This is a genomic window from Gryllotalpicola kribbensis (genome assembly GCF_039538245.1).
GTDB classification, from domain to species: Bacteria; Actinomycetota; Actinomycetes; order Actinomycetales; family Microbacteriaceae; genus Gryllotalpicola; species Gryllotalpicola kribbensis.
The window spans coordinates 188,667-212,193 of sequence record NZ_BAABBX010000015.1 but is presented as its reverse complement, the minus strand read 5'-3'; the positions used below and the strand labels follow the sequence as shown (position 1 = coordinate 212,193).

The following is a 23,527-nucleotide window of genomic DNA, read 5'->3' as shown; positions in this document are numbered from 1 at the left end:
GCACCCTGGGCCCATGAGCGTGACAGAGGCGGGCACCCGCCGGGTGACTCCCGTGCGCGAGCGCCTGCTCGACCTCGTCTTCCTGATCGGTGTCGTGGTCAAAGGCATCGACGGGCTGTTCGAGTTCGCTGCCGGAGCAGTCCTGCTGTTCGTCACCCCTGGGCAGATCCTCGGCGCCACACGAGCGCTGTTCGCGCACGAGCTCGCGCAGGACCCGGGCGACCTGATCGCCACCAGCGCGCTGCACGGGGCGGCGCAGCTCGATTCCGCGGCGGCGGCCTTCCTCGCCGCCTACCTGCTGGTGCACGGCGCGGTGAAGCTCGCGGTCGTCATCGCGCTCCTGCTCGGCTCGCGCCGCGTGTACCCCTGGGCGCTCCTGGTGCTGGTGCTGTTCCTGGTCTTCCAGGTCTATGAGCTGTTCACGGCTCCGGGGGCCGGCGTGGGCATCCTCACCGCGCTCGACGCCGTGATCATCTGGCTCACCTGGCGCGAGTGGCGCAGAGGCCGCACCCTGCATGAGACCGCGCGTGGAACCGTCGACTGGCTGCTCCGCCGCGGGCAGACGGAGTGATCTTCCCCAGCACAGGCCGCGAGCTGCCCACCCTGTGCACGATTCGCCCCAGGCGCTCATGGCCGCACCGAGGTGCTCGGCGACACTCGCCGGCATGCGAAATCCGACGCCGCTGCCGCCTGCGCTTGAGGCGGCCCCGTTCTCTGTTCACCAGGCCGATGCGCACGGCATCCCACGCGGGCGGCTGCGCGCTCGCGACCTGACGGCGACGTTCCGGGCGGTGCGCGTGCCGCTTGCGCTGCTTCGCGAGGCATCGCCCGAGCGGAAGTTCTGGATCCTGTGCCAGGCCTACCGCGCGAAGCTGCCGAAGGGGTGGTTCTTCAGCGGCGCGACGGCAGCGCGCATTCTGGGGGTTCCCGTTCCGCGGCGCCTCGAGGTGCTTGAGGTCCACGTCAGCGCGCCGACACCCAAGCTGCGCCCTCGCGGCAGACATGTTCGGGGCCACTGCGCACCCGGCGCCGCGACCCGGAACTTCAACGGGCACGAGGTTCGCGAGCCCGCCGAGCTGTGGTGCGAGCTTGCGACGGTGCTGACGCTCGACGAGCTGATCCAGGCCGGTGACCGAATCATCTCCGACCAGCCGGTGCGGCTCGCCTCTCGTGAGCGACTCGAGCAGGTGGTGCGTGCGCACGGCGGCCGGCGGGGCGCCCGCCTGCTGCGCGAAGCGCTGCCGCAGCTGCGCGAGAACGTGTGGTCGCCGAAGGAGACCTGGGTCCGACTCGTGCTGCTGCGCGCCGGGCTGCCCGAACCGGCGCGGAATCGCGACATCTACGACGCGCGCGGGAAGCGGGTGGCGATCGGCGACCTCGTGTACGACGAGTACATGACCCTCGTCGAGTACGAGGGCGAGCGCTGGCACGCCGACGCGCAGTCGATCATCGACGTCGACCGGTTCAACACCCTGTCGCGGCTCGGCTGGACCATCGTGCGCATTCGCCGGCACCACACGGCCGAGGACGTCGAGCGCATGGTGCGCGCGGCGCTCGTCGCCAACGGGTGGCGGGGCTGAGCGGATGCCGCGGCCGCGCCCGGCGCGACAGGAATCCTCCCCCCTCGTCCCGGGCCGCGAGACGACCCGAGGTGCGGTTCTGGGGTGGGATTCCGGCGGTTGGGGTCGTCTCGCGGCGCCTTCCGGCGGTGAGACGACTCGAGGTGCGGTTTCGCGGTGGGATTGCGGCGGTTGGGGTCGTCTCGGGGTGCCTTGCGGCGGCGAGACGACCCCAGGTGTGCGAATCGGCGCCGGATGCCGCATCACGGGTCGTCTCGGCGCGGCGCCGGGCACATGGCGACGGGCCTCGGACTCCTGGAGTCCGAGGCCCGCCGCGCCGGCCGCCCATCGTGTCAGGCGGCCGGCGAATCACCTAGCCGCGCGAGTGGCCGCCACCGAAGTGCGGGTACCCCCACTTGCTGTGCGGCGGCAGCGAGCCCTTGCCGTGCTTCTTGCCCGGCGGGGTCGGCTTGTGCGAGCCGCCGCTCAGGCTCACCACCTCGGCGCGCTTGCCCGGGGCGCCGTGCAGGTGCAGCACGAGCGCCTTGGTGGCCGAGGTGGCGTCCGCGCCGAGCCGGAACGGGATCGACGTGCCGGCCTGGTCGGCGTAGAGCGGCGAGGTCACCGACACAGCCGGGTCGACGACGTCGTAGGTGACGGCGGCCGAGCGGTCGATGTCGCCGCTCGTGTAGCTGCCCGCCGTTCCGACCGCGTAGGTGATCGGGAACGACGTTGCGTCGTCCGTCACACCGATCGCGGCGGGCCACACCGGAATCAGCAGGGTGTCGGTGTCGTACTCGTTGGTGTCGACGTCGCCCCAGTTCACGTTGATCGGCTCGATGTCGACCAGTGCGCCGGTGGCGTAGTCGAACAGCTCGGCGACGGGAACGTCGGTCGAGTCGTAGTACAGCGCCGCCACCTCGTAGTCGGGCACGCCGTCGCCGGTCGTGTCGATGTCGACGTAGGGGACGACGTCGTGGCCGATGGTCGCCCCCTGGCCCCACGTGTTCACGCCGAAGTAGAGCCAGCCGTCCGCATACGAACCGCTCGCCGAGGGCGACGACCCGGCACCGACGTAGCGCAGGTCGCCCGCGCCGTCCGACGGCACGCCGAGGCATCCGCTCGTCTGCGTGTCGGTGCACGCCGACTCGCGCGGGCTCGTCGCGCCCAGCGTGAGAACGGATGCCAGCGACTGGAACTTCTCGGTGCCCGAGCCCTGGTCGAAGCCGCGGCCCGAGATGGCGAACGACGACGTCGCCGACGAGCCCCGCCCCGAGGTCACGACCTTGGTCGAGGTGGCCGAGGTCGGCTTGGCCGCCGCGTAGACGGGAACGCGCAGCGCCGTCTTCCCGGCCTCGGCGACGAGCACGCGGCCCGACGCATCGGAGACGAAGGAGCGCGGCACGCCGATCCCGGCCTCAGGGTCCTGGGTCGGGTCGATCGTCTTCTTCAGCTGGCTCGGCGTGACGGTCACCGTGACAGTGGCGGTCGCCGAGCGACCTGCGCCGACGGTGAGACGCGACGGCGACACCGTGTAGCGCACCCCGGGCTCGGCCGTGATCGCCTCGTACGAGAGCGAGACGGTCTTGGCCGACCGGCCCGTGTTCTGCACCGTGAGCGTGCGCTTCTGCGTGACCGTCTTGCTCGTGACCGGCGCCGTGATGACACCGAACGAGGCAGAGACCGCGCCGGCGGTGTCCTTGTCGTAGACGAGCAGGTCATTGTCGACGGCGGCCTTCGCGTCCACTCGCCCGGCACCGACGCGGGCGGGTCCGTAGATCGGGCCCGTCTGACCGTCGCCCGCGTACACGTCGTGGCCCGCCGTGTTCATCAGGTCGGCCTTGAGCTGCTCGGTCGTCCACTTCGGGTGCGCGACCTTGACGAGGGCCGCGATGCCCGCGACATTCGGGGTGGCCATCGAGGTGCCCGAGTCGACGAGCACGCCGCTGCCCGAACCCATTCCGGCCGAGGCGATGGTGTCGCCCGGGGCGGCCAGGTCGGGCTTCACGACGCCGATCGATCCGTGCGTGCCGCGCGAGCTGAAGGAGCTGAGCGTGTCCGAGATGGCCGGCGTGACCGACTGAACGGATGCCTGCAGCGCCGGGTCGAACGTCACGTTCAGCGTTCCGGCGTCGACGGCCGGCTGAAGTCGGTCGGTCTGGGCCTTCGGCAGCTGGATGATCGGAATCGTCGGGTCGCCCGTGATGCCCGCAGCGAAGACGTCGAGCTGCGAGGTGAAGATCGCCCCGACTGCGCCGGCCGCGGCGGCATTGGCCCCGCGCGCAGCCGAGCCGCAGGCGCGGGTCGAGTCGTTGTCGTCCCAGTACTGCCAGACGATCTTGCCGGCGATGGCTGCTGCGTCGGTCGCGCTGTAGGCGGCGCAGCCGTCGGCGTTGTCGGCGGGGCTCGCCACCACCTGCGCGGTCACCGGCGACGAGCCGAGCCACGGGTAGGCGATCGAGAACTGGCCGTCGGCGGTGCCCGCGAGGTCCGCGGGTGCGTTCACCTTGATGCCGTCGCGCAGCTGGTATGCATCGACGGTCGACGCGACGGCGACGGAGCGCACCGCGTTGCCCGGCGACCCGCCGGCATCCGTGATGTCGCCCGCGTTGCCCATCGCGATGACGGGCAGCACGCCGTGTGCGGCGAGGGTGTCGATGACCGCGTTCTCAGGGTCGTCGGCCGGCGCGTAATCCGAGCCGAGCGACATGTTCACGATGTCGAGGTGGTCGGAGAAGTCGCCGTCGCCGTTCGGGTCGAGCGCCCAGTCGAGCGCGGGAATGACCTCGTCGGTCGAGCCGGCGCAGCCGAACACCTTGAGCGCGTACAGCGACGCGAGCGGCGCCATGCCCGGGCCGACCTTCATGTCGTAGAGGTCGTCGCTCGTGAGCGAGCCGTAGTCCCCGCGGAACGTCGAGCCGTCGGCGTTCACGCCGTAGCCGCCGATCGTGCCGGCGACGTGCGTGCCGTGGCTGTTGCAGTCGAGGGGGTTCGTGTCGGGGTGCGGAATCGGCTGATAGGTCGCGTTCTGCGGGTTCGCGTCGTAGTCGTCGCCCACGAAGTCGTAGCCGCCGACGACCTTCGCGGTCGGGGTGAATGCGCCGGCCGAGTCGGCGTGGGCGGCGTCCCATGCGGCGACGGTGCCCGCGCCGCCGAAGTCGGCGTGCGTGTAGTCGACACCGGTGTCGATGATGCCGACCTTGACGCTCTTGCCGAGGTTGCCGGCCTGCCACTCGTTCACCGCCTTGGTGAGCTGTGCGGTGCTGGCGTTCTCGAGCGTCTTCGGCGTGAGCGGCGTGATCTTCACGACGTCCGTGCGCGCCGCGATGGCGTCGATGCCGGCGCTGTCGGCCGTGACGGCGAAGCCCGGAACGGCGTTGCTCACGGTGAACAGTTGCGCGGCCTTGGCATCCTTCGCCTTCGCCGCGGCGAACGCGGCCCCGGCCGCCTTGCTCACGTCGCTGCGCCGCGTCTTCGCGGCTCCGGCCGTGCCGGCATCGACGGCTCCGTCGCCCGAGAGCTGCACGAAGACCGTGCTGCGCTTCGTGCCGGGCGCCGACTGCAGCTCAGGCGCGAGCTTCAGCTTCGCGGCATCCGCATGCGGGGTGGCGACGGGCGCCGCGGGTGCGCCCGTGGCCGCGAGGCCGGGTGCGGACATGCCGAGGGACACCAGGACCGCGCATGACGCCACGCCGGTCACGAGTGTTCTCCAGCGGCGTGCGGACCGTGGATTCATTCACTTCTCCTCTTAGGTCTCGGGTGCGAGTTCCGAGTTGTGCCCCAGGCGGGGCACGCAGATGGGAAGTGACGCTAGTGGATTCGGGGGCGCCGTTGTGTAACAGCTGTGTGTCGGCTTCGGTCAGTGCTGGTGCGCGCCCTCTGTGAGCTTGAACGCGAGGCGCCCGTGCGCGTACGACCCGCCCGCCCGGATCGCCGCGGCGACCCACGCGGCCTCCGCCAGCTCTGCCTCGGTGGCGCCTGCCTTGACCGCGTTGTTCGAGTGCCCGTCGATGCAATACGTGCACTGCGTCGTGAGGGCGACGCCGAGCGCGATCAGCTCGCGGTACTTGAGGGGGATCTCGCGCCCCTCTGCGGCGAAGACGGCGTTGTCGAAGTCGGCGAACGCCTTGAGGATGTCGGGCGTCTGCTCCTTGTAGACGCGGGTGTACTTCTTGTCGTCGCTGTCGAGGTAGCCGGTCACGTTGTCTCCTGCACGTTGGTGAATGACGGATGCCTCACGATCATCACCCACGAAACGCAACCGTCACGTCCCAGGTCGTAACCTTCGTCTCATGACGGAAGCTGAAGCCACCCTGCCCATCGTCGGGCACTGGATCGACGGAGCCGACTACGCGTCGAGCAGCGGCCGCACGGCGCCGGTGTACGACCCCGCTCTCGGCGTCGCGACGAAGCGGGTCGCGCTCGCCGACGGCGCCGAGGTCGATGCGGCGGTCGCGAGTGCGAAGGCGGCGTTCCCCGCATGGGCCGACACCTCGCTCGCCCGGCGGCAGGCGGTGGTCTTCCGGTTCCGCGAGCTGCTCGACGCGCGGAAGCAGGAGCTCGCCGAGATCATCACGAGCGAGCACGGCAAGGTGCTCTCCGACGCGCTCGGCGAGATCAGCCGCGGTCAGGAGGTCGTGGAGTTCGCGTGCGGTCTCGCGCATCACCTCAAGGGCGAGTTCAGCGAGCAGGCATCCACCGGCATCGACGTCTATTCGATCCGGCAGCCGCTCGGCGTCGTCGGCATCATCTCGCCGTTCAACTTCCCGGCGATGGTGCCCGCCTGGTTCTTCCCGATCGCGATCGCTGCGGGCAACACGGTGGTGCTGAAGCCCAGCGAGAAGGACCCGAGCGCCGCGCTCTGGCTCGCGCAGCTGTGGCGTGAGGCGGGCCTTCCCGACGGGGTCTTCAACGTGCTGAACGGCGACAAGGTGGCGGTCGACGGGCTGCTCGAGCACCCCGACGTGCGTTCGATCTCGTTCGTCGGGTCGACGCCGATCGCGCGCTACGTCTACGAGAACGGCACGAGGAACGGCAAGCGGGTGCAGGCGCTCGGCGGGGCGAAGAACCACATGCTGGTGCTGCCCGATGCCGACCTCGACCTCACCGCAGACAGCGCCGTGAACGCTGGGTTCGGCTCTGCGGGGGAGCGGTGCATGGCGATCTCGGTCGTCGTGGCGGTCGAGCCGGTGGCCGACGCCCTGGTCGAGAAGATCAGCGAGCGCATCGCGACGCTGAAGATCGGCGACGGCCGTCGCGGCTGCGACATGGGCCCGCTCGTCACGCGCGAGCACCGCGACAAGGTGGCCTCCTACATCGACATCGCGGTGGCCGACGGGGCGAGCGTCGTCGTGGACGGCCGCGACGTCGAGGTCGATGGCGAGGCGAGCGGATTCTGGCTCGGGCCGACCCTCATCGACAAGGTCCCGACGAGCTCTCGCGTCTATCGGGAGGAGATCTTCGGCCCGGTGCTGTCGGTCGTGCGCGTGCCGAGCTATGAGGCGGGCGTCGAGCTGATCAACTCGGGTGCCTTCGGCAACGGCACGGCGATCTTCACGAACGACGGCGGCGCGGCACGGCGCTTCCAGCGCGAGGTGCAGGTCGGCATGATCGGCATCAACGTGCCGATCCCGGTGCCGGTTGCGACCTTCTCGTTCGGCGGTTGGAAGGACTCGCTGTTCGGCGACACGAAGGCGCACGGGGCAGAGGGCGTGAAGTTCTTCACCCAGCTCAAGGCCGTCACCAGCCGCTGGCTCGACCCGAGCCACGGCGGCATCAACCTCGGCTTCCCGCAGAACTGAGTCGCGGCGCAGGCCGTCAGTGCGTGGGCAGGTGCTTCCGCGATGCGGCCGAGATCATGACCCAGCTCGCGAGGCCGAGCGCGACGACGACGGCGAGGATCGCGAGGACGGGCGCGACGGCCGCGATCGCGGCGATGACGGCCGGTGCGAGGAATCCCACGTACGCGATCGCATAGAAGACGCCGGTGAGGCCCGCGAGGTCTTTCGCGCCGGCGATCGCCTGCACCTCGAGCAGCCCCGACACGAGCGCGACGCCGATGCCGGCGCCGAGCACGAGGTTCGCCGCGAGGCCGATCCAGATGGACTGTTGCCAGATGGCCACGCCGACGGCCGCGATCCCGATCACGATGAGGCCGACCGCGCTCGCGAGCCCGCGGGCGGAGTCGACGGAGTGCAGGCGCTTCGCGATCGGCTGCATGAGGCTCGACACCCCGAGGGCGACCGCCGTCGCGGCGGTGGCGAAGACCAGCCCCCACGAGCCGGTCGCCGTGCGCAGCGCCGTCGGAAGGTAGCCGTAGCCGATGCCGGCCGCGGCGAAGATCCACGGCGCGGCGATCGCGACGACGCGCAGGAACCGGCGGTGCCCGGCGCTCGGAATCGCGAGCTGTCGCCACCACGGCCCGGGCAGCCCGCCGGCGCGCTGTGTCTCGGGAAGGCGGGCGACGATGAAGACGAACGGCAGACACGCCGCGATGTGCAGCAGGAAGGGCAGCACCTCGGGCAGTGGGCCCCACTGGGCGAGGAGCCCCGCGACCACGGCGCCGCCGCCCGAGCCGACCGTGAAGGCGAGTGACCCGCGCCGGGCCCCCGCGCCGGCATCCGCGCCGTCGTAGGGCGGGCTCGAGAGCTCCTTGATCCAGGCGTTCCCGACCGCCATCGCCACGCCCACAGTCACCCCTGAGAGCAGGCGGCCGGCGGCGAGGAATCCCGCGCCCAACGGCCCGAACGCGAGCAGCGCGCTTCCCGCGATCGCCGCCGCGAGGCCCACGAGCATGACGGGTCGGCGCCCGTGCCGGTCAGAGAGCGATCCCGAGACGAGCAGCGCGGGGGCGAGCCCGAGAACGTAGACGCCGAGGAAGGCGTTCACCGTGAGCGCCGAGTAGTGGTCGCGGTTCTCGTACATCAGGAGCAGCGGGCTGAACTGGTTGCCGCCCCACGAGCACACGAGCACGGCGCCCCACAGCGCGAGCCAGGCGCGCCGGCGCCGCGCCGGCGCGGCATCCGCGTGCGCCGCCGAGGTGACGTCGATGACTTCCGTGCTCACAGCGCGCCCCGATGCAGCGACACGTGTTCGAAGAGCGCCGTGCGGTACGCCGCGGCGTCGCCTGCGGCCAGCGCCTCGGCCATGCGGCGGTGCTGGGCGAGGCCGGTCTCGATCTGCTCGGGCGCGACGCGGTAGAGCTGATGTCGCAGCCGGTGCTGCCGGTCGTGCAGCATGCGGGCGAAGTGGATGGCGATCGGGTTCCGGGACGCGGCGACGACCGCGGTGTGGAAGTCGTCGTCGGCGGTGGCGTAGCGGTCGAGGTCGCCCGCCTGCAGCGCCTCTTCCTGCTGGGTGAGCAGGGGCTGCAGGGTCTCGCTCAGCTCGGCGGAGCGGCCCTCGGCGATCACGCGCGCGGCGGCGGAGGATTCCACCGCCTCGCGCATCTCGAGCACATCGAGCGACTCCTGCGGCGACATCGGGCGCACGATCGCGCCCTTGCGCGACGCCAGCGTCAGGAAGCCCTCGGTGTCGAGCCTGAGGAACGCCTCGTGCACGGGGGTGCGGCTGATGCCGAGTGCCTGGCAGACGAGGCTCTCGCTGATCATCGCGCCCGATTCGAGCTCGCCGCGGATGATCGCGTCCTTCGTGTACTCGTATGCCCGATCGGCGGCGGAGCCGGGGTCTGGGGCGGGGGAGGCAGCGCTCATCCTTCGAGTCTACGCCTTGCATGCAACGACGCGTGCAAAGGTGCGCGAGCACAAGAAAAGGGCCTGGGGGAAGGTGACCCGAACACCTTCCACCAGGCCCCTTGCACGCCTGCATCGGGAACGCGTCGCCGCTTGCCTCCCCACATGGAGTCGACGAGCCATCCGACACGGCACCTTCAGGGTACGGGAGGAGCTGGCCCCAGAAAAGGGGGTATTGCGACAAATGTCGCACAACCATGCATCCGCATGATTCCGGCGCGCTCAGAGGGCGCGCTCGGCGGGCGCGATCAGCCGCCGGTCTCCTGCAGCAGAGCGAAGGCGGTCGCCTCGTCGATGATGAGGTCGGTGATCAGCCCCGCGTTGAGTGCGCCGTGCAGGCTGCGCACCTTCGACCGCCCCGCGACGATGCACACGCGCCGCGCGGTGCGCTTGATGAGGCTGACGTCGGGCCCGCTCGCGCGGCGGTTGAGGGGGATGTCGTTCCAGGTGCCGTCTTCGCGGAAGAACACCGTCGCGATGTCGCCGACGACCTTCGCGGCATCCAGCGCCTTGTAGTCTGCGGCGTTCAGGTAGCCGCCCGAGTAGACGTGGCCGGGCACGTCTGAGAAGGGTGCGCCGAGTCCGAACACCGCGACCTCCATGCGGTGCTGGATCTCGAGGATGTGCCGGATGCTGCGCTCCTGCCACATCAGCTCGCGCGTGCGCGGGTGGTCGAACAGCGCGGGCACGGGGAACTCGTGCGTGACGGCCGAGAACGCCTCGCCGAAGCGGCGCAGCAGCTCGCTCGCGTAGACCACGCCGGTCGTGTATTGGTTGCCGGCGCCGTTGAGCTGCACGATCTCGACGCTGTGCAGCTTGCGCGGCACGAGGTGGCGCGAGACCGCGCTGATCGTCGTCCCCCACGCGATGCCGACCGTCATGCTCGAGTCGATGAACCGATCGAGCGAGCGCGCCGCGACGATGGCGACGCGCTCGAGCCGGTCGATCTCGCTGACATTGGCGGGCACGGGCACGATCAGGCTCGCGATGCCGAAGCGCTCGTCGACCTCCTTCTGCAGAGAGGGCACGGATTCCTCGGGCGAGCGGACCGTGATCGTGACGAGGCCCGACTGGCGCGCATAGCTGAGCAGGCGCGAGACGGATGACCGCGAGGTGTGCATCTCGTCGGCGATGGCCTCCATCGTGAGGTCCTGCAGGTAGTACAGGTTGGCGGCCGTCAGCGCTTCCTGTGTCTTGCGGTCCGTGGGCACCTCCGGGTTGTGCACGTTTGTGCAAATAGCCTCTCCTGCTTCGCCCAATGCTGCAAGCAGTCGCCACAGTAGATAGCAGAGGTGAATCCGTGACAGAGAACAGCAGCATTTCTTCTCCCGCCCACTCCGCCGAGCGCCCGCAGCTCGCCGCGCTGAAGGCCCGCCCGCACGCCGAGGTCCTCATCATCGGCGGCGGCATCAACGGCATCGGCACCTTCCGCGATCTCGCCATGCAGGGCGTCGACGTGGTGCTGATCGAGCGCAGCGACTGGGCCTCTGGGGCATCCGCCGCGAGCTCGCACATGATCCACGGCGGCATCCGCTACCTCGAGAACGGCGAGTTCCGCCTCGTCAAGGAATCCGTGAACGAGCGCAACGGGCTGCTGCGCATCGCGCCGCACTACGTGAAGCCGCTGCCCACCACGATCCCGATCTTCTCGACCTTCTCGGGCATCACCTCCGCGCCGTTGCGGATGCTGACTCACAGGCAGGGAAAGCCCAAGGAGCGCGGCGCCGCGCTCATCAAGGTCGGCCTGACGATCTACGACTCGTTCTCGCGCGGGGGCGGCGTCGTGCCGCGCCACCGCTTCATCGGCAAGCGCGCCTCGCTCAAGGCGCTGCCCAAGCTCAACCCGAACGTCAAGTACACGACGACCTACTACGACGGCTCGCTCGTGAACCCCGAGCGGCTCGCGCTCGACGTGCTGCTCGACGGCGTCGCGGCGGGCGGCGAGCGCGCCCGCGCCGTGAACTATGTCGAGGCCACCGGCGCCGCCGACGGCAAGGTGCAGCTGCGCGACAACGTCTCTGGCGAGCAGTTCGACTTCACCGCAGACGTCGTGGTCAACGCGTCGGGCCCGTGGACCGACCTGACCAACCAGGCGCTCGGCGCCGCCACCCGCTTCATGGGCGGCACGAAGGGCTCGCACATCGTCGTCGACAACCCCGAGCTGTTCCGCGCCTGCGCCGGCCGCGAGCTGTTCTTCGAGCACCGCGACGGCCGCATCGTGCTCGTCTACCCGCTGCACGGCAAGGTGATCATCGGCACGACCGACCTCGAGCAGGACATGACGCAGCCGATCGAGGTCACCGAGGACGAGATCGACTACTTCTTCGACCTCGTGAAGGACGTGTTCCCGTCCGTCCCCGTGGACCGCTCGCAGATCATCTACCGCTTCGTCGGCGTGCGGCCGCTGCCGCGACACGACGACACGCAGCCCGGCTTCGTCTCGCGCGACTACCGGATCGTGGATTCCCCGATCCCCGGCCTCGGCGCAACGAAGGTGCTGAGCCTCGTCGGCGGCAAGTGGACGACGTTCCGCGCGCTCGGCCAGCAGCTCGCCGACGAGACGCTCGCCCGCCTCGGGCGCTCGCGGCGTCGGTCGACCGAGGGCGTCGCGATCGGCGGCGGCGTCGACTACCCGACGACCCCAGAGGGCAAGGCGGCCTGGGGTGCTCAGCACGCGGGCGGCGTCGGCGCCGAGCGCGCGCGGGTGCTGCTCAACCGCTACGGCACCAAGGCCGCGCGCATCATCGAGGCCCTCGGCGCCGAGGACGAGCCGCTCGCGTCGGTGCCCGGCTACAGCCGCGGTGAGATCGCCTTCATCGCCCGTGAGGAGCAGGTCGTGCACCTCATCGACGTGCTGACTCGGCGCACGAGCATCGCCTTCCGCGGGCTTGCGACGGGTGAGGGCGTCACCGAGATCGCGAGCGTGATCGCCGCCGAGCTCGGCTGGGACGAGGCACGGCGCGACGACGAGCTGAAGGATGCCGCGACGCAGCTGTACGAGCAGCACGGCGTCGACCTCGGGCTCGCCGCCGCGTGACCAGGCGCCCCGAACGGCCTTCGCCATGGCCGAAGAGTCGGCAGATTGCACGAATGTGCACCCGCCGGTTCTTGAAGAGTGCGCGAGGGCCTGGCTAGCGTGCCAACAGCGGCCCGCGACCCAGTCGTCGCGCCGGGCCGTCACGCCGGCTCCGCCGGGCAAGAACACCGAGGAAGGTCAACGTGGACAATCTGGGTATCGATTTCATGGCGGAGATCGTCGGCACGGCGCTGCTCCTGCTTCTGGGCACGGGCGTCGTCGCCAACGTCGTGCTCATCAAGACGAACGGCTTCAACGGCGGCGCGCTGATGATCAACTTCGGCTGGGGCCTCGCGGTCTTCGCCGGTGTCGAGGCCGCGTACGCCTCCGGCGCGCACCTCAACCCGGCGGTGACGCTGGGCCTGGTCGCGAGCGGCGCGAAGACCTTCGGCAATCCGGGGGCGGTGGTCGACGTGACCCCGCTGTCGGTCATCGTATTCATCCTGGGCCAGATGATCGGCGCGATGATCGGCGCCGTGCTCTGCTGGCTGGCATACAAGAAGCACTTCGATGAGCTCGAGCAGGACCCGGCCAACAAGCTGGCGGTCTTCTCGACCGGCCCTGGCATCCGCAACTACGCGTGGAACGTCGTCACCGAGGTCATCGCCACCTTCGTGCTGGTCTTCGTCGTCATCGCCTTCGGCCACAACACCGCGGGTGGCGGCCTGGCCGCCCTCGGCGCCCTGCCCGTCGCGCTGCTCGTCGTCGGCATCGGCGCGTCGCTCGGCGGCCCCACGGGGTATGCGATCAACCCGGCTCGTGACCTCGGCCCCCGCATCATCCACGCGATCCTGCCGATCCCGGGCAAGGGCAGCAGCAACTGGAGCTACGCCTGGGTCCCCGTCGTGGGCCCCGTCATCGGCGGCCTGCTCGCCGGGTGGCTCTCGATCGTCCTGCTTCCGGCGCTCGGGAAGTAGCGCACCCCCTCTCAGGCGGCCGGCTCAGGCATCCGCCGTCAACGTCAACGAAGTCACACCAGACAAAGGAGTCAATCCCACATGAGCGACTACGTCATCGCCATCGACCAGGGCACCACGAGCACGCGCGCCATCGTGTTCGACAAGAAGGGGTCGATCGTCTCGACCGGCCAGCTCGAGCACAAGCAGATCTTCCCGCGCGCGGGCTGGGTCGAGCACGACCCGCTCGAGATCTGGAACAACACGCGCGAGGTGATCGGCATGGCGCTCTCGCGCGCCGACATCACCCGGCACGACATCGCGGCGGTCGGCATCACCAACCAGCGTGAGACCGCGGTCGTGTGGGACAAGAACACGGGCAAGCCCATCTACAACGCCATCGTCTGGCAGGACACCCGCACGCAGAACATCGTCGATGAGCTCGCCGGCGACGGCGGCCTCGATCGTTTCAAGGAGATCGTGGGCCTGCCGCTCGCGACCTACTTCTCGGGCACCAAGATCAAGTGGATCCTCGACAACGTCGAGGGCGCGCGCGAGAAGGCCGAGGCGGGCGACCTGCTGTTCGGCAACACGGATGCCTGGGTGCTGTGGAACCTGACAGGGGGCGTCGACGGCGGGGTGCACGTGACCGACGTCACGAACGCCTCGCGCACCCTGTTCATGGACCTCGAGACGCTCGACTGGCGCGACGACATCCTCGAGGTGTTCGGCGTGCCGCGCTCGATGCTGCCCCAGATCAAGAGCTCGTCGGAGGTCTACGGCCAGGTCGAGTCGTCGAGCCTGCTGCGCGAGGTGCCGATCGCCGGCATCCTGGGCGACCAGCAGGCGGCGACCTTCGGCCAGGCGGCGTTCACGCCCGGCGAGTCGAAGAACACCTACGGCACCGGCAACTTCCTGATCTTCCAGACCGGCGAAGAGATCGTGCGCTCGAAGAACGGGCTGCTCACGACCGTCGGCTATCGCCTGGGCGACGAGAAGCCGCACTACGCGCTCGAGGGCTCGATCGCGGTCACCGGATCGCTCGTGCAGTGGCTGCGCGACAACCTCGGCATCATCTCCTCCGCCCCCGAGATCGAGCAGCTCGCCGCGACCGTCGACGACAACGGCGGGGCGTACTTCGTGCCGGCCTTCTCCGGTCTGTTCGCGCCGTACTGGCGCTCGGACGCCCGCGGTGCGCTCGTCGGCCTCACCCGCTTCGTCAACAAGGGGCACATCGCGCGCGCCGTGCTCGAGGCGACCGCCTTCCAGACTCGCGAGGTGCTCGACGCGGTCAACGCCGACTCGGGCGTCGACCTCGAAGAGCTCAAGGTCGACGGCGGCATGACGCAGAACGACCTTCTGATGCAGTTCCAGGCCGACATCCTCGGCGTGCCCGTCGTGCGCCCGGTTGTCGCCGAGACGACCGCGCTCGGCGCCGCCTATGCCGCAGGGCTCGCGGTCGGGTTCTGGTCGAATCTCGACGACCTGCGCGCCAACTGGCAGGAGGACAAGCGCTGGGAGCCGCAGCTCGACGCCGAGGAGCGCGAGCGTCAGCTGCGCCAGTGGAAGAAGGCCGTCACGAAGACCTTCGACTGGGTCGACGAGGACGTGAAGTAGCCCGCACCTGCAGCGACTAGTTCCCGTTCCGGTCAGCTGCGCCCGCGGCCGTGGGCGCACGCGTCCGGAACGGGAACTAGTTCGGCCAGCGGGTCGCGCCGAGCTCCCTCGAGATGTTCCGGGCGGTCTCGCGCAGCGCGTTGCGCACCGCGTCGTCGGCCGGCCAGTCGCTCGACGGCAGCACGACCGACAGCGCGGCGACGACCGTGCCCGAGCGATCGGCGATGGGGGCGGCGACGGATGCCTCGCCCAGCACCGCCTCGTCGAGTTCGTCGGCCAGCCCGCGCTCGCGGATCTGCCCGAACTGCTGCTCGAGCTCGCGGGGGCTCGTGAGGGTGTCGCCGGTGAGGGCCCGCAGCTGCCGCGCGGCACCGCTGCCGCTGCCCAGCACCGTCTGCGCGAGCTCTGCGTTGTAGGCGAGCAGCACCTTCCCGAGCGCCGAGGCGTGCGCGGGGATCGAGAGCCCCGTCTCGGGCATCTGCTCGGTGCCATCGGGCCGCGGGTCGTGGTGGATGATGATGACCTCGTCGAACAGCTCGACGCCGAGCCGGGTCGCGAACCGGCTGCGCCGGGCGAGCTCGGCGGTCCAGCGCAGCGCGCGGGCGCGCACGTCGAGCGTGTCGAGGTAGACGTTCGAGAGCTTGAGCAGCGCCGGACCGAGCATGTAGCGGTTGCCGTGCGGCTCTTTCGCCACCAGGCCGTGGCTCTGCAGCGACTTGACGATGCCGTGCACGGTCGAGGGCGGCAGCTCGAGGGCGGCAGCGAGCTCGGCGATGCCGAGATGGCGCGCCCCCTGCAGCGACGTCAGCACCCGCGCCGCGCGGTCGATCGCCTGAATCACCGTGCCTCCTCATCGACGCACGCGCCTCGGGCTGCACATTCGTGCGGGCGCTTGACACCCGATAGTAGCCGCGGAATATTCGGCGATGTCGAATGTGAGCCGGATACCAGAGAGAAGCTCCAATGAAGAAGCTCATCAACACTCCCGACGGAGTGCTCGCCGATTCGCTCGCCGGCTATGCCGCCGCGCACCCCGAGGTCAGGGTCGACCCCGAGAACCGCATCGTCTACCGCGCGACGCCCAAGGAGGCCGGCAAGGTCGCCGTGCTGTCCGGCGGCGGGTCCGGCCACGAGCCGCTGCACGGCGGCTATGTCGGGCTGGGGATGCTGGACGCCGCGGTCGCCGGAGAGGTGTTCACCTCGCCCACGCCCGACCAGGTGCAGGAGGCGACCAAGACGGTCGACACCGGCGCCGGCGTGCTGCACATCGTGAAGAACTACACGGGCGACGTCATGAACTTCGACATGGCCTCAGAGCTCGCGGCCGCCGAGTCGGGCGTGCAGGTCGAGACGGTGGTCGTCGCCGACGACGTCGCCGTGCAGGACTCGCTCTACACGGCAGGGCGGCGCGGCGTGGGCACCACGGTGCTGCTCGAGAAGATCGTGGGCGCCGCGGCCGAGGAAGGCCGCGATCTGGCATCCGTCGCCGCGCTCGCCCATCGCGTGAACGAGGCGGGCCGCTCGATGGGCATGGCGCTCACGAGCTGCACCGTGCCCGCGGCGGGCAAGCCGACGTTCGACCTGCCCGACGACCAGATGGAGATCGGCATCGGCATCCACGGCGAGCCGGGGCGGCATCGGCAGGCGCTCGCGCCGGCATCCGACATCGCCCAGCTCTTGGTCGAGCCGATCCTCGCCGACCTCGACTTCACGGGGGCGCCGGTCATCGCGATGCTGAACGGCATGGGCGGCTCGCCGCTCATCGAGCTGTACCTGATGTACGGCGAGGTCGCGAAGCTGCTCGAGGCCGCCGGTGTGACCGTGGCCCGGCCGCTGGTCGGGAACTACATCACCTCGCTCGACATGGCGGGCTGCTCGCTGACGCTGCTGCGAGCCGACGACGAGATCTTGAGACTGTGGGACGCGCCCGTTGTGACGCCCGGCCTGCGCTGGGGGGCCTGAGCCGTGGCGGATGTCTCGCTGGACCTGCTGACCGAGTGGCTGCGCCGCTTCCAGAGCCTCGTCGCCGATAACCGGGTGTACCTGACCGAGCTCGACTCGGCGATCGGCGACGCGGACCACGGGGCGAACATGGACCGCGGAATGGCGGCCGTGGTCGCGAAACTGCAGGAGGCCCCGCCGACCGCCGTCGACGACCTGTTCAAGCGCGCGGGCATGACGCTCGTGTCGACGGTCGGCGGGGCGAGCGGGCCGCTCTACGGCACGTTCTTCCTGCGGCTCGGCACGTCGCTCGGCGCCGAGTCGTCCGTCACCGCCGAGGCCCTCGGCGCGGGGCTGCGCGCCGGGCTCGAGGGGGTGCTGCAGCGCGGGAAGGCCGAGGCTGGCGACAAGACGATGTACGACGCGCTCGCCCCGGCGCTCGACGCCTTCGACGGCGTCGCCGCGGGCGGGGGCACCGCGGCGCAGGCGGCGCATGCGGCGTTCGAGGCGGCCGTGGCCGGCCGCGACGCCACCGAGCCGCTCGTCGCGCGCAAGGGGCGGGCGAGCTACCTGGGGGAGCGCTCCGCGGGGCACCTCGACCCGGGCGCGACCTCGACGGCGCTGCTGTTCCAGGCGCTCGACGAGACGCTCGCGGGCTCCGCTGCGGCGGAGTAGCCCGCGATGATCGGCATCGTCGTCGTCTCGCACAGCGCTGCGCTCGCCCAGGCGGCACTCGAGCTCGCCGGGCAGATGGTGCACGGCGACGCGCCGCGTGTCGCGCTCGCCGCAGGGACGGAGGACGGGGGACTCGGCACGGATGCCACCCGCGTCGCCGCCGCGATCGACGAGGTCGCCCAGGCGGCGCCCGACGGCGTGCTCGTGCTGGTCGACCTCGGCTCGGCGGTGATCAGCGCCGAGCTCGCGCTCGAGCTGCGGATGTCGGACGCCCCGGTGCGTCTCACGAGCGCCCCGCTCGTCGAGGGGCTCGTCGCCGCGCTCGTCACCGCAGCGGGGGGCGCGTCGCTCGACGCCGTCGCGGCCGAGGCAGAGGGCTCGCTCGCGCCCAAGCTGGCGCATCTGGGCGACGAGCCGGCCGGGTCGTCCGCCGCGGTCGCCGGCGGGCAGCCCGCGACGTCGCCCGCCGACGCGTCGCCGACCGCGACCGCTGTCGTCACCCTCATCAACCCCGCGGGCCTGCACGCCCGCCCGGCTGCGACCCTCGCCGCAGAGCTCGCGGGCTTCGACGCCACGGTGCGGCTGCGCAATCGGCGCACCGGCGCCGAGGTCGCCAACGCGGCGAGCATGAGCGCGCTGCTCACGCTCGGCGCACGCCAGGGCGATGAGGTCGAGGCGAGCGCAGAGGGCACGGATGCCGCGGCCGCACTCGCCCACCTCGAGCAGCTCGCCGCCGACGGCTTCGGCGAGCTCGACGGCGAGGAAGACGGCCCTGTTCCCGCTGCGCGCGTCTCGGCCGGCGAGACCGCGGCGCCGGCCGAGGCAGCACAGCCGAGCTCGGCGGGCCGGCCCGGCATCCCGATCAGCCCCGGCACAGCGGTCGGCCCGGTCGTGCGCATGCCCGACGCGGCGGTCGAACCGCCGGACGAGGCGACGCTGACCGAGTCCGAGCGGGCCGCGGCTGCGGCATCCCTCGCTCCTGCGTTCGCAGCCGTCCATCAGAGCCTCACGCAGCGGGCCGACCGCCTCACCGACGAGCGCTTCCGCGACGCCCGCGCGGTGCTCGAGGCGACGGCGGTGCTGGCCGCCGACCCCGCGCTGCCCGAGCAGGCGGCCGAGCTGGTCACGCGCCTCGGGGCGACCCCCGAACGCGCGGCATGGCTCGTGCTCGGTGCGCTCGCCGAGCTGCTCACGACGCAGGGCGGCGCCATGGCCGAGCGCGCCGCCGACGTGCGCGACCTGCGCGGCCGCATCGTCGCGCAGCTGACCGGGGCGATCGCCCCGGGGCTGCCCGATCGCAGCGACCCCTTCGTGCTCGTGGTCGACGAGCTCGCCCCGGCCGATGCGGCGCTGCTCGGCACGACTCCGTGCGTCGCGCTCGTCACCGCTTCGGGGGCGCCGACATCTCACACGGCGATCCTCGCCCGCTCGCTCGGGCTGCCGGCCGTGGTCTGGGCGGGCGCGCGGGAGCTGCGCGACGGCGACACCGTGCTGGTCGACGGGACGCGCGGCGAGGTCGAGGTCGCCCCCTCTGCCGAGCGGGTGGCCGAGGCATCCGCTCACGTCGACGTCGCGCCCTTCGACGGCACCGGCCGCACTTCGGACGGCCACCACATCGAGCTGCTCGCGAACGTCTCCGGCGGTGCCGAAGCGGCCGACGCCGCGCGCGCCGAGGGCGTCGGGCTGTTCCGCACCGAGCTCGTCTTCCTCGACCGGCACGAGGAGCCGTCGGTCGCCGAGCAGACCGCCGCCTACCGCCAGGTGTTCGCCGCCTTCCCCGGCCGGCACGTGGTGGTGCGCACGCTCGATGCGGGCTCCGACAAGCCGCTCGCGTTCCTGCCGGCTGCGCGTGAGCAGAACCCGGCCCTCGGCGTGCGCGGGTACCGCACGGCGCGCGCTCGCCCTGACGTGCTTGAGCGGCAGCTCTCAGCGATCGCCGCCGCGGCACAGGCCGAGGGCGCGGATGCCTGGGTGATGGCGCCCATGATCGCGACCGCCGCCGAGGCGCGGGACTTCGCGGCGGCATGCCGCGCACACGGTCTCAGGCAGGCGGGTGTGATGATCGAGACCCCGGCGGCGGCGCTGTGCGCCGACGAGATCCTGGCCGAGGTCGACTTCGTCAGCATCGGCACCAACGACCTCGCGCAGTACGCGATGGCCGCCGATCGCCAATCGGGTCCGCTCGCCGAGTTGACGGATGCCTGGCAGCCGGCCGTCTTGCGGCTGATCCGCCTCGTGGGGGTCGCCGGTGCGGCGGCCGGGAAGCCGGTCGGGGTGTGCGGCGAGGCGGCGTCCGACCCGGCGCTCGCACCGGTGCTCGTGGGCCTCGGGGCGACCTCGCTGTCGATGGCGCCGCGGGCTCTGGACGCCGTGGCGGCGGCGCTGGGTGCGGTCTCGCGCGAACAGTGCGTGGCGGCGGCCGCGGCCGCGGCGGGCGCCTCGGGCCCGCGCGAGGCCCGTGCGGCGGGCGCTGCGGTGCTCTCGAGCACGGCGTAGTCGCGGGCTTCGGGCGCCCGTGGTCTCGTGCGACGGCTTCAGGAGTCGATGAGCACCTGATCGATCGCCACCGGCACGGGCAGCGGCAGCTCGACCCGCCGCTGCAGGACGGGCAGCCACTGCTGCTCATGCTCGATCAGGTGGGCGGCGAGCTCGGGGAACTGCGCCGCGACCAGGCGCTCGGCGAGATCTTTATCGGCGATCAGGTCGGCGTGCGGAATGTCCACGGTTTCTTCATAGGAAACCCATGAGCGCGCCATGGGCCCGGCTCGGGAAGCAGGGCTGTGATGGCTGTCATGAGCGAGATCAACGGTAGCGGTGCAGGCAAGGACCACTTCACGAAGCGGCAGACGCTGCTGGTCGCGGCGAGCACCGTGGTCGCTGCGGCGCTCGGCGTCGGGTGCGTCTTCGCTGTGCAGGACGCGTTCGCGGCGGGTGACGCGTCGAGCGCGCAGCAGTACACGGGCCAGCCGGCCGCGGGGCTGCATGGCGGGTATGGGTATGGCGGCGGGTACGGGGGCGGCGTTTCCGGCCAGTCGGGCTCGAGCTCGGGTTCCGCCGGCTCGGCCTCAGGTTCGGCGTCCGAGTCCGGCAGCGACGCCGACCCCTTCGGCGGCAACGCCTACGGTCAGGCATCCGGCACCACGACGGCCGCGACGGCGGCGCAGTCGCGCGGCATCGTCCTGATCGACACCCAGCTCGGCTATCAGAGCGCGGAAGCGGCAGGAACGGGCATCGTGCTCACGGCGAGCGGCGAGATCCTCACCAACAACCACGTCATCGAGGGCGCGACCTCGATCACGGTCACCGACGCGGGGAAGACCTACACCGCGACCGTCGTGGGCGACGACCCCACCGACGACATCGCGGTACTGCAACTGCAGGGAGCCAGTGGATTGGCGACGGCGAGGCTCGACACGACGCACTCGGTCAGCGAGGGCGAGGCGGTCACCGGAGTCGGGAACGCCGAGGGCGGCGGCACGCTCGTCGCCGCGACCGGCGAGGTGACGGGGCTCGACAAGACCATCACAACCGAGGCCGAGCAGTCGGCGGCATCCGAAACCCTGCACGGTCTCATCGAGACGGATGCCGCGATCGAGCCCGGTGATTCGGGCGGCCCCCTCTTCGACTCGTCGAACAAGGTGATCGGCATCGACACGGCGGCCTCGAGCAGCGGGGCGGCAGACGGATACGCGATTCCGATCACGACCGCGCTCGTCATCGCGAAGGAGATCGAAGCGGGCAATGCGGGCGGCAACATCAACATCGGCTACCCGGCCTTCCTGGGCATCGAGCTGGGCGAGACGGATGCCTCGGGCCTCGGCTCCGCGCAGGGCGACGCGTCCAGCGCGGGTGCTCAGATCGCCGGCGTCGTCGCGAACGGCCCCGCCGAGGAAGCGGGCCTCTCGGCCGGCGACGTGATCACGGCGATCGACGGCACGGCGGTCGACTCGGCCGACGCCCTGCAATCGGTGCTCACGGCCCACGCTCCGGGCGACGACGTGTCGCTGACCTGGACCGACACGGCGGGCCAGTCGCACACCGCGTTGGTCACCCTGACGCAGGGGCCGGCGGCCTAGGGCTCCGGTGCTGCGCGGTGCGGCGCGGTGCGGTGCAGTGGTGTGCGGTGCGCCGCTGCGCTCAGCGCCGGCCTTCGCAGCGGCCGCCTTCGGCGCTCACGGCGCGAGCAGACGGGCGACGCTCTCACGCAGCAGGGTTCGACGGGACTCATGGACCGACTCGGGCTCGTCGGCCGTCGCGGTGTAGACCTCGCTCGCCGCGGACCACGTCGATGCCATCGAGATGATCATGGTCAGCAGCGTGAAGGGGTCGCCCTGTCGAATGCGGCCCTCGGCCTGGGCTTCCGTGATGGCGGCGAGCTTCGCATCGTGGTCGCTGCCATCGAACCAGGTTCCGCTGCGGCGCCGCTCGAGCCGGACCCATGCGATCAGCCGCGTCAGCTCGGGGTGGCGCAGGTTCTCGTCGTAGACCTGCACGGCCCATTCCGGGATCCGCTCGACGTCGAACGGGATGGCTGCCGTCGTGCTCGTGACCCGGTCGGCGATGACCGCGTCGAAGAGGCCGTCTTTGCTGCCGAAGTAGCCGTAGAGCTGCGCCTTGTTGGTCTGAGCCGCAGCGGTGATGCGTTCGACGCGCGCGCCGGCGATGCCGAACTCGGCGAACTCGGCAGCCGCGGCGTCGAGAATGCGCCGGCTGGTGGCCGCGCCTTTCTTCGTTGCGGGTTTGACGGCTGTGACGGGCATGCATCGACTTTACAGACCGAACGGTTTGCTTTTCTGACTGCGCCGGGTTAGCGTCGAAACAAACCGAACAGTCTGTTTTGAGGAGCATCTATGCGAACCACCACCGCCTGGCAGAGCCGCGACACGTCGACCGGGCTCGAGCGGGCAGCCATTGAGCGCCGCGAGCTGCGTGCCGACGACATCGCGGTGCGCGTCGACTTCTGCGGCGTCTGCCACAGTGATCTGCACGCGCTCCACGGGCTCGTGGGCAAGCCGACGGACGGCCTCGTCCCTGGCCACGAGTTCACGGGCACCGTCAGCGAGCTGGGCTCGGCCGTGACGGGGTTCGCCGTGGGCGACCGCGTCGCCGTCGGCACGATCGTCGACTCGTGCGGCGAGTGCGCGATGTGCCGTGTGGGGCAGGAGAACTACTGCCTGAACGGCGTCGTCACGACCTACGGCGGTACCGACCGCATCGACGGCTCGACGACGATGGGTGGCTACAGCCGCGAGTACGTCGTGCGCGCCGACTTCGCCTACCCGCTGCCCGAGGGCCTGGATGCCGCTGCGGCGGCACCGCTCATGTGCGCCGGCATCACGGTCTGGGAGCCGCTGCGCGCGGCGGGTGTCGGCGCCGGCAGCCGGGTAGCGGTCGCGGGGCTCGGCGGCGTGGGCCACCTCGGTGTGAAGTTCGCGGCGGCGCTCGGCGCCGAGGTCACGGTGCTGAGCCGCACGCCTGGCAAGGGCGACGACGCGCGCGCACTGGGTGCGGTCGGGCTGCTCGACACCACCGACGAGGCGCAGCTGGCTCAGGCATCCGGTCGATTCGACTTCATCCTCGACACGATCTCGGCTCCGCACGACCTCGCCCCGCTCATCGGGCTGCTCGGTCTCGACGGAACGCTCAGTGTGGTCGGCTTGCCGATGCCTACGGAGGTGCCGCTCATGCTGCTGACCCGCGGTCGCCGGAAGCTGACGTCGTCGGGCACGGGCGGTCGCCGGGGAACGGCCGAGATGCTTGCGTTCGCCGCTGAGCACGGCATCACGGCGGATATCGAGCTGGTGCCGTCGGCCGAGGTCGCGACGGCGCTCGACCGGTTGGAGCGCGGCGACGTGCGCTACCGCTTCGTGCTCGACTTGGCCGATCTGGACGCACCCGCAACGGTCTGACTGCCCGCCCCGCACCCGCAACGGTCTGACCGGCCGCCCCGCGCCCGCATCCGCCTGACCGGCCACCCCGCGCCCGGCGCCGGGTTGTCTTCGTCGCCGGGTG

At 71.1% G+C, this 23,527-nt stretch carries 19 protein-coding genes; 11 read left to right on the top strand and 8 right to left on the bottom strand.

Annotation, left to right across the window (positions count from 1 at the left end; translation table 11 throughout):
• Positions 1 to 13 precede the first annotated feature (13 nt).
• Together ABD716_RS10430 and ABD716_RS10425 are read left to right on the top strand one after the other, a co-directional pair.
• Positions 14 to 571 (top strand): DUF2127 domain-containing protein, encoded by a 558-nt coding sequence (locus tag ABD716_RS10430; RefSeq protein WP_344776549.1) that lies wholly within the window; start codon positions 14 to 16, stop codon positions 569 to 571.
• A 94-nt stretch (positions 572 to 665) separates the two neighbouring features.
• The gene (locus ABD716_RS10425; protein WP_344776547.1) at positions 666 to 1,580 is read left to right on the top strand and encodes a hypothetical protein; all 915 of its coding nucleotides are present in this window, start codon (positions 666 to 668) and stop codon (positions 1,578 to 1,580) included.
• A gap of 352 nt (positions 1,581 to 1,932) precedes the next feature.
• Here ABD716_RS10425 and ABD716_RS10420 read toward each other — a convergent pair whose 3' ends face one another.
• Both ABD716_RS10420 and ABD716_RS10415 read right to left on the bottom strand, forming a co-directional pair.
• Positions 1,933 to 5,295, bottom strand: a complete 3,363-nt coding sequence (locus ABD716_RS10420) for a S8 family peptidase (RefSeq protein WP_344776545.1) — start codon at positions 5,293 to 5,295, stop codon at positions 1,933 to 1,935.
• Positions 5,296 to 5,418: 123 nt separating this feature from the next.
• Positions 5,419 to 5,811: a carboxymuconolactone decarboxylase family protein gene (locus ABD716_RS10415; protein WP_344776543.1), complete on the bottom strand. Its 393-nt coding sequence runs from the start codon at positions 5,809 to 5,811 to the stop codon at positions 5,419 to 5,421.
• A gap of 40 nt (positions 5,812 to 5,851) precedes the next feature.
• On the opposite strand from ABD716_RS10415, the gene ABD716_RS10410 reads away from it, so the two are divergent.
• The gene (locus ABD716_RS10410) at positions 5,852 to 7,360 is read left to right on the top strand and encodes a CoA-acylating methylmalonate-semialdehyde dehydrogenase (protein ID WP_344776541.1); all 1,509 of its coding nucleotides are present in this window, start codon (positions 5,852 to 5,854) and stop codon (positions 7,358 to 7,360) included.
• Between the two features lie 16 nt (positions 7,361 to 7,376).
• On the opposite strand, the gene ABD716_RS10405 is transcribed toward ABD716_RS10410, so the two are convergent.
• From ABD716_RS10405 to ABD716_RS10395, 3 genes are all read right to left on the bottom strand, one after another.
• Positions 7,377 to 8,624, bottom strand: a complete 1,248-nt coding sequence (locus ABD716_RS10405; protein ID WP_344776539.1) for an MFS transporter — start codon at positions 8,622 to 8,624, stop codon at positions 7,377 to 7,379.
• Positions 8,621 to 9,271, bottom strand: coding sequence for a GntR family transcriptional regulator (locus ABD716_RS10400; RefSeq protein ID WP_344776537.1), 651 nt, complete (start codon positions 9,269 to 9,271; stop codon positions 8,621 to 8,623). The genes ABD716_RS10405 and ABD716_RS10400 overlap by 4 nt, the downstream gene beginning before the upstream one ends.
• 287 nt (positions 9,272 to 9,558) lie before the next feature.
• Positions 9,559 to 10,536, bottom strand: coding sequence for a sugar-binding transcriptional regulator (locus ABD716_RS10395; protein ID WP_344776535.1), 978 nt, complete (start codon positions 10,534 to 10,536; stop codon positions 9,559 to 9,561).
• A 32-nt stretch (positions 10,537 to 10,568) separates the two neighbouring features.
• On the opposite strand from ABD716_RS10395, the gene ABD716_RS10390 reads away from it, so the two are divergent.
• The 3 genes from ABD716_RS10390 to glpK all read left to right on the top strand — a co-directional run bounded on the left by ABD716_RS10390 (position 10,569) and on the right by glpK (position 14,899).
• Positions 10,569 to 12,347, top strand: coding sequence for a glycerol-3-phosphate dehydrogenase/oxidase (locus ABD716_RS10390; protein ID WP_425553436.1), 1,779 nt, complete (start codon positions 10,569 to 10,571; stop codon positions 12,345 to 12,347).
• A 206-nt stretch (positions 12,348 to 12,553) separates the two neighbouring features.
• Entirely contained in the window at positions 12,554 to 13,303 is a 750-nt protein-coding gene (locus tag ABD716_RS10385; RefSeq protein WP_344777245.1) for an MIP/aquaporin family protein, read from the top strand.
• 81 nt (positions 13,304 to 13,384) lie between these two features.
• Positions 13,385 to 14,899, top strand: a complete 1,515-nt coding sequence (gene glpK / locus ABD716_RS10380) for a glycerol kinase GlpK (protein WP_344776533.1) — start codon at positions 13,385 to 13,387, stop codon at positions 14,897 to 14,899.
• Between the two features lie 76 nt (positions 14,900 to 14,975).
• Here the strand turns inward: glpK and ABD716_RS10375 are convergent, their stop codons facing one another.
• A complete protein-coding gene (locus tag ABD716_RS10375; protein ID WP_344776531.1) occupies positions 14,976 to 15,740 on the bottom strand; it encodes an IclR family transcriptional regulator in 765 nt (254 codons plus the stop codon).
• Positions 15,741 to 15,862: 122 nt separating this feature from the next.
• On the opposite strand from ABD716_RS10375, the gene dhaK reads away from it, so the two are divergent.
• From dhaK to ptsP, 3 genes are read left to right on the top strand one after another with little or no spacing between them, the layout of a single operon-like run.
• Positions 15,863 to 16,861 carry a dihydroxyacetone kinase subunit DhaK gene (dhaK, locus tag ABD716_RS10370; RefSeq protein ID WP_344776529.1) on the top strand — a complete coding sequence of 333 codons (999 nt, stop codon included), beginning with the start codon at positions 15,863 to 15,865 and terminating at the stop codon, positions 16,859 to 16,861.
• Positions 16,862 to 16,864: 3 nt separating this feature from the next.
• The gene (gene dhaL / locus ABD716_RS10365; RefSeq protein WP_344776527.1) at positions 16,865 to 17,515 is read left to right on the top strand and encodes a dihydroxyacetone kinase subunit DhaL; all 651 of its coding nucleotides are present in this window, start codon (positions 16,865 to 16,867) and stop codon (positions 17,513 to 17,515) included.
• Positions 17,516 to 17,521: 6 nt separating this feature from the next.
• Positions 17,522 to 20,011 carry a phosphoenolpyruvate--protein phosphotransferase gene (gene ptsP, locus ABD716_RS10360; protein WP_344776525.1) on the top strand — a complete coding sequence of 830 codons (2,490 nt, stop codon included), beginning with the start codon at positions 17,522 to 17,524 and terminating at the stop codon, positions 20,009 to 20,011.
• Between the two features lie 38 nt (positions 20,012 to 20,049).
• On the opposite strand, the gene ABD716_RS10355 is transcribed toward ptsP, so the two are convergent.
• Positions 20,050 to 20,238: a hypothetical protein gene (locus ABD716_RS10355; RefSeq protein WP_344776523.1), complete on the bottom strand. Its 189-nt coding sequence runs from the start codon at positions 20,236 to 20,238 to the stop codon at positions 20,050 to 20,052.
• Positions 20,239 to 20,298: 60 nt separating this feature from the next.
• Between ABD716_RS10355 and ABD716_RS10350 the strand changes: the two genes are divergently transcribed.
• Positions 20,299 to 21,591, top strand: coding sequence for a S1C family serine protease (locus tag ABD716_RS10350; RefSeq protein WP_344776521.1), 1,293 nt, complete (start codon positions 20,299 to 20,301; stop codon positions 21,589 to 21,591).
• Between the two features lie 96 nt (positions 21,592 to 21,687).
• Here ABD716_RS10350 and ABD716_RS10345 read toward each other — a convergent pair whose 3' ends face one another.
• Positions 21,688 to 22,275: a TetR/AcrR family transcriptional regulator gene (locus tag ABD716_RS10345; protein WP_344776519.1), complete on the bottom strand. Its 588-nt coding sequence runs from the start codon at positions 22,273 to 22,275 to the stop codon at positions 21,688 to 21,690.
• A 90-nt stretch (positions 22,276 to 22,365) separates the two neighbouring features.
• Here ABD716_RS10345 and ABD716_RS10340 point away from each other — a divergent pair, with 90 nt between their 5' ends.
• Entirely contained in the window at positions 22,366 to 23,424 is a 1,059-nt protein-coding gene (locus ABD716_RS10340; protein ID WP_344776517.1) for an NAD(P)-dependent alcohol dehydrogenase, read from the top strand.
• The last annotated feature ends 103 nt before the right edge of the window (positions 23,425 to 23,527 follow it).

Coding starts and splice junctions, on each gene's coding strand:
- ABD716_RS10400 (WP_344776537.1), bottom strand. CDS start 9,271: ATGAGCGCTGCCTCCCCCGCCCCAGACCCCGGCTCCGCCGCCGATCGG.
- ABD716_RS10430 (WP_344776549.1), top strand. CDS start 14: ATGAGCGTGACAGAGGCGGGCACCCGCCGGGTGACTCCCGTGCGCGAG.
- ABD716_RS10420 (WP_344776545.1), bottom strand. CDS start 5,295: ATGAATCCACGGTCCGCACGCCGCTGGAGAACACTCGTGACCGGCGTG.
- ABD716_RS10390 (WP_425553436.1), top strand. CDS start 10,569: ATGCTGCAAGCAGTCGCCACAGTAGATAGCAGAGGTGAATCCGTGACA.
- ABD716_RS10385 (WP_344777245.1), top strand. CDS start 12,554: ATGGCGGAGATCGTCGGCACGGCGCTGCTCCTGCTTCTGGGCACGGGC.
- glpK (WP_344776533.1), top strand. CDS start 13,385: ATGAGCGACTACGTCATCGCCATCGACCAGGGCACCACGAGCACGCGC.
- ABD716_RS10410 (WP_344776541.1), top strand. CDS start 5,852: ATGACGGAAGCTGAAGCCACCCTGCCCATCGTCGGGCACTGGATCGAC.
- ABD716_RS10350 (WP_344776521.1), top strand. CDS start 20,299: ATGGCTGTCATGAGCGAGATCAACGGTAGCGGTGCAGGCAAGGACCAC.
- ptsP (WP_344776525.1), top strand. CDS start 17,522: ATGATCGGCATCGTCGTCGTCTCGCACAGCGCTGCGCTCGCCCAGGCG.
- ABD716_RS10340 (WP_344776517.1), top strand. CDS start 22,366: ATGCGAACCACCACCGCCTGGCAGAGCCGCGACACGTCGACCGGGCTC.
- ABD716_RS10345 (WP_344776519.1), bottom strand. CDS start 22,275: ATGCCCGTCACAGCCGTCAAACCCGCAACGAAGAAAGGCGCGGCCACC.
- ABD716_RS10425 (WP_344776547.1), top strand. CDS start 666: ATGCGAAATCCGACGCCGCTGCCGCCTGCGCTTGAGGCGGCCCCGTTC.
- dhaK (WP_344776529.1), top strand. CDS start 15,863: ATGAAGAAGCTCATCAACACTCCCGACGGAGTGCTCGCCGATTCGCTC.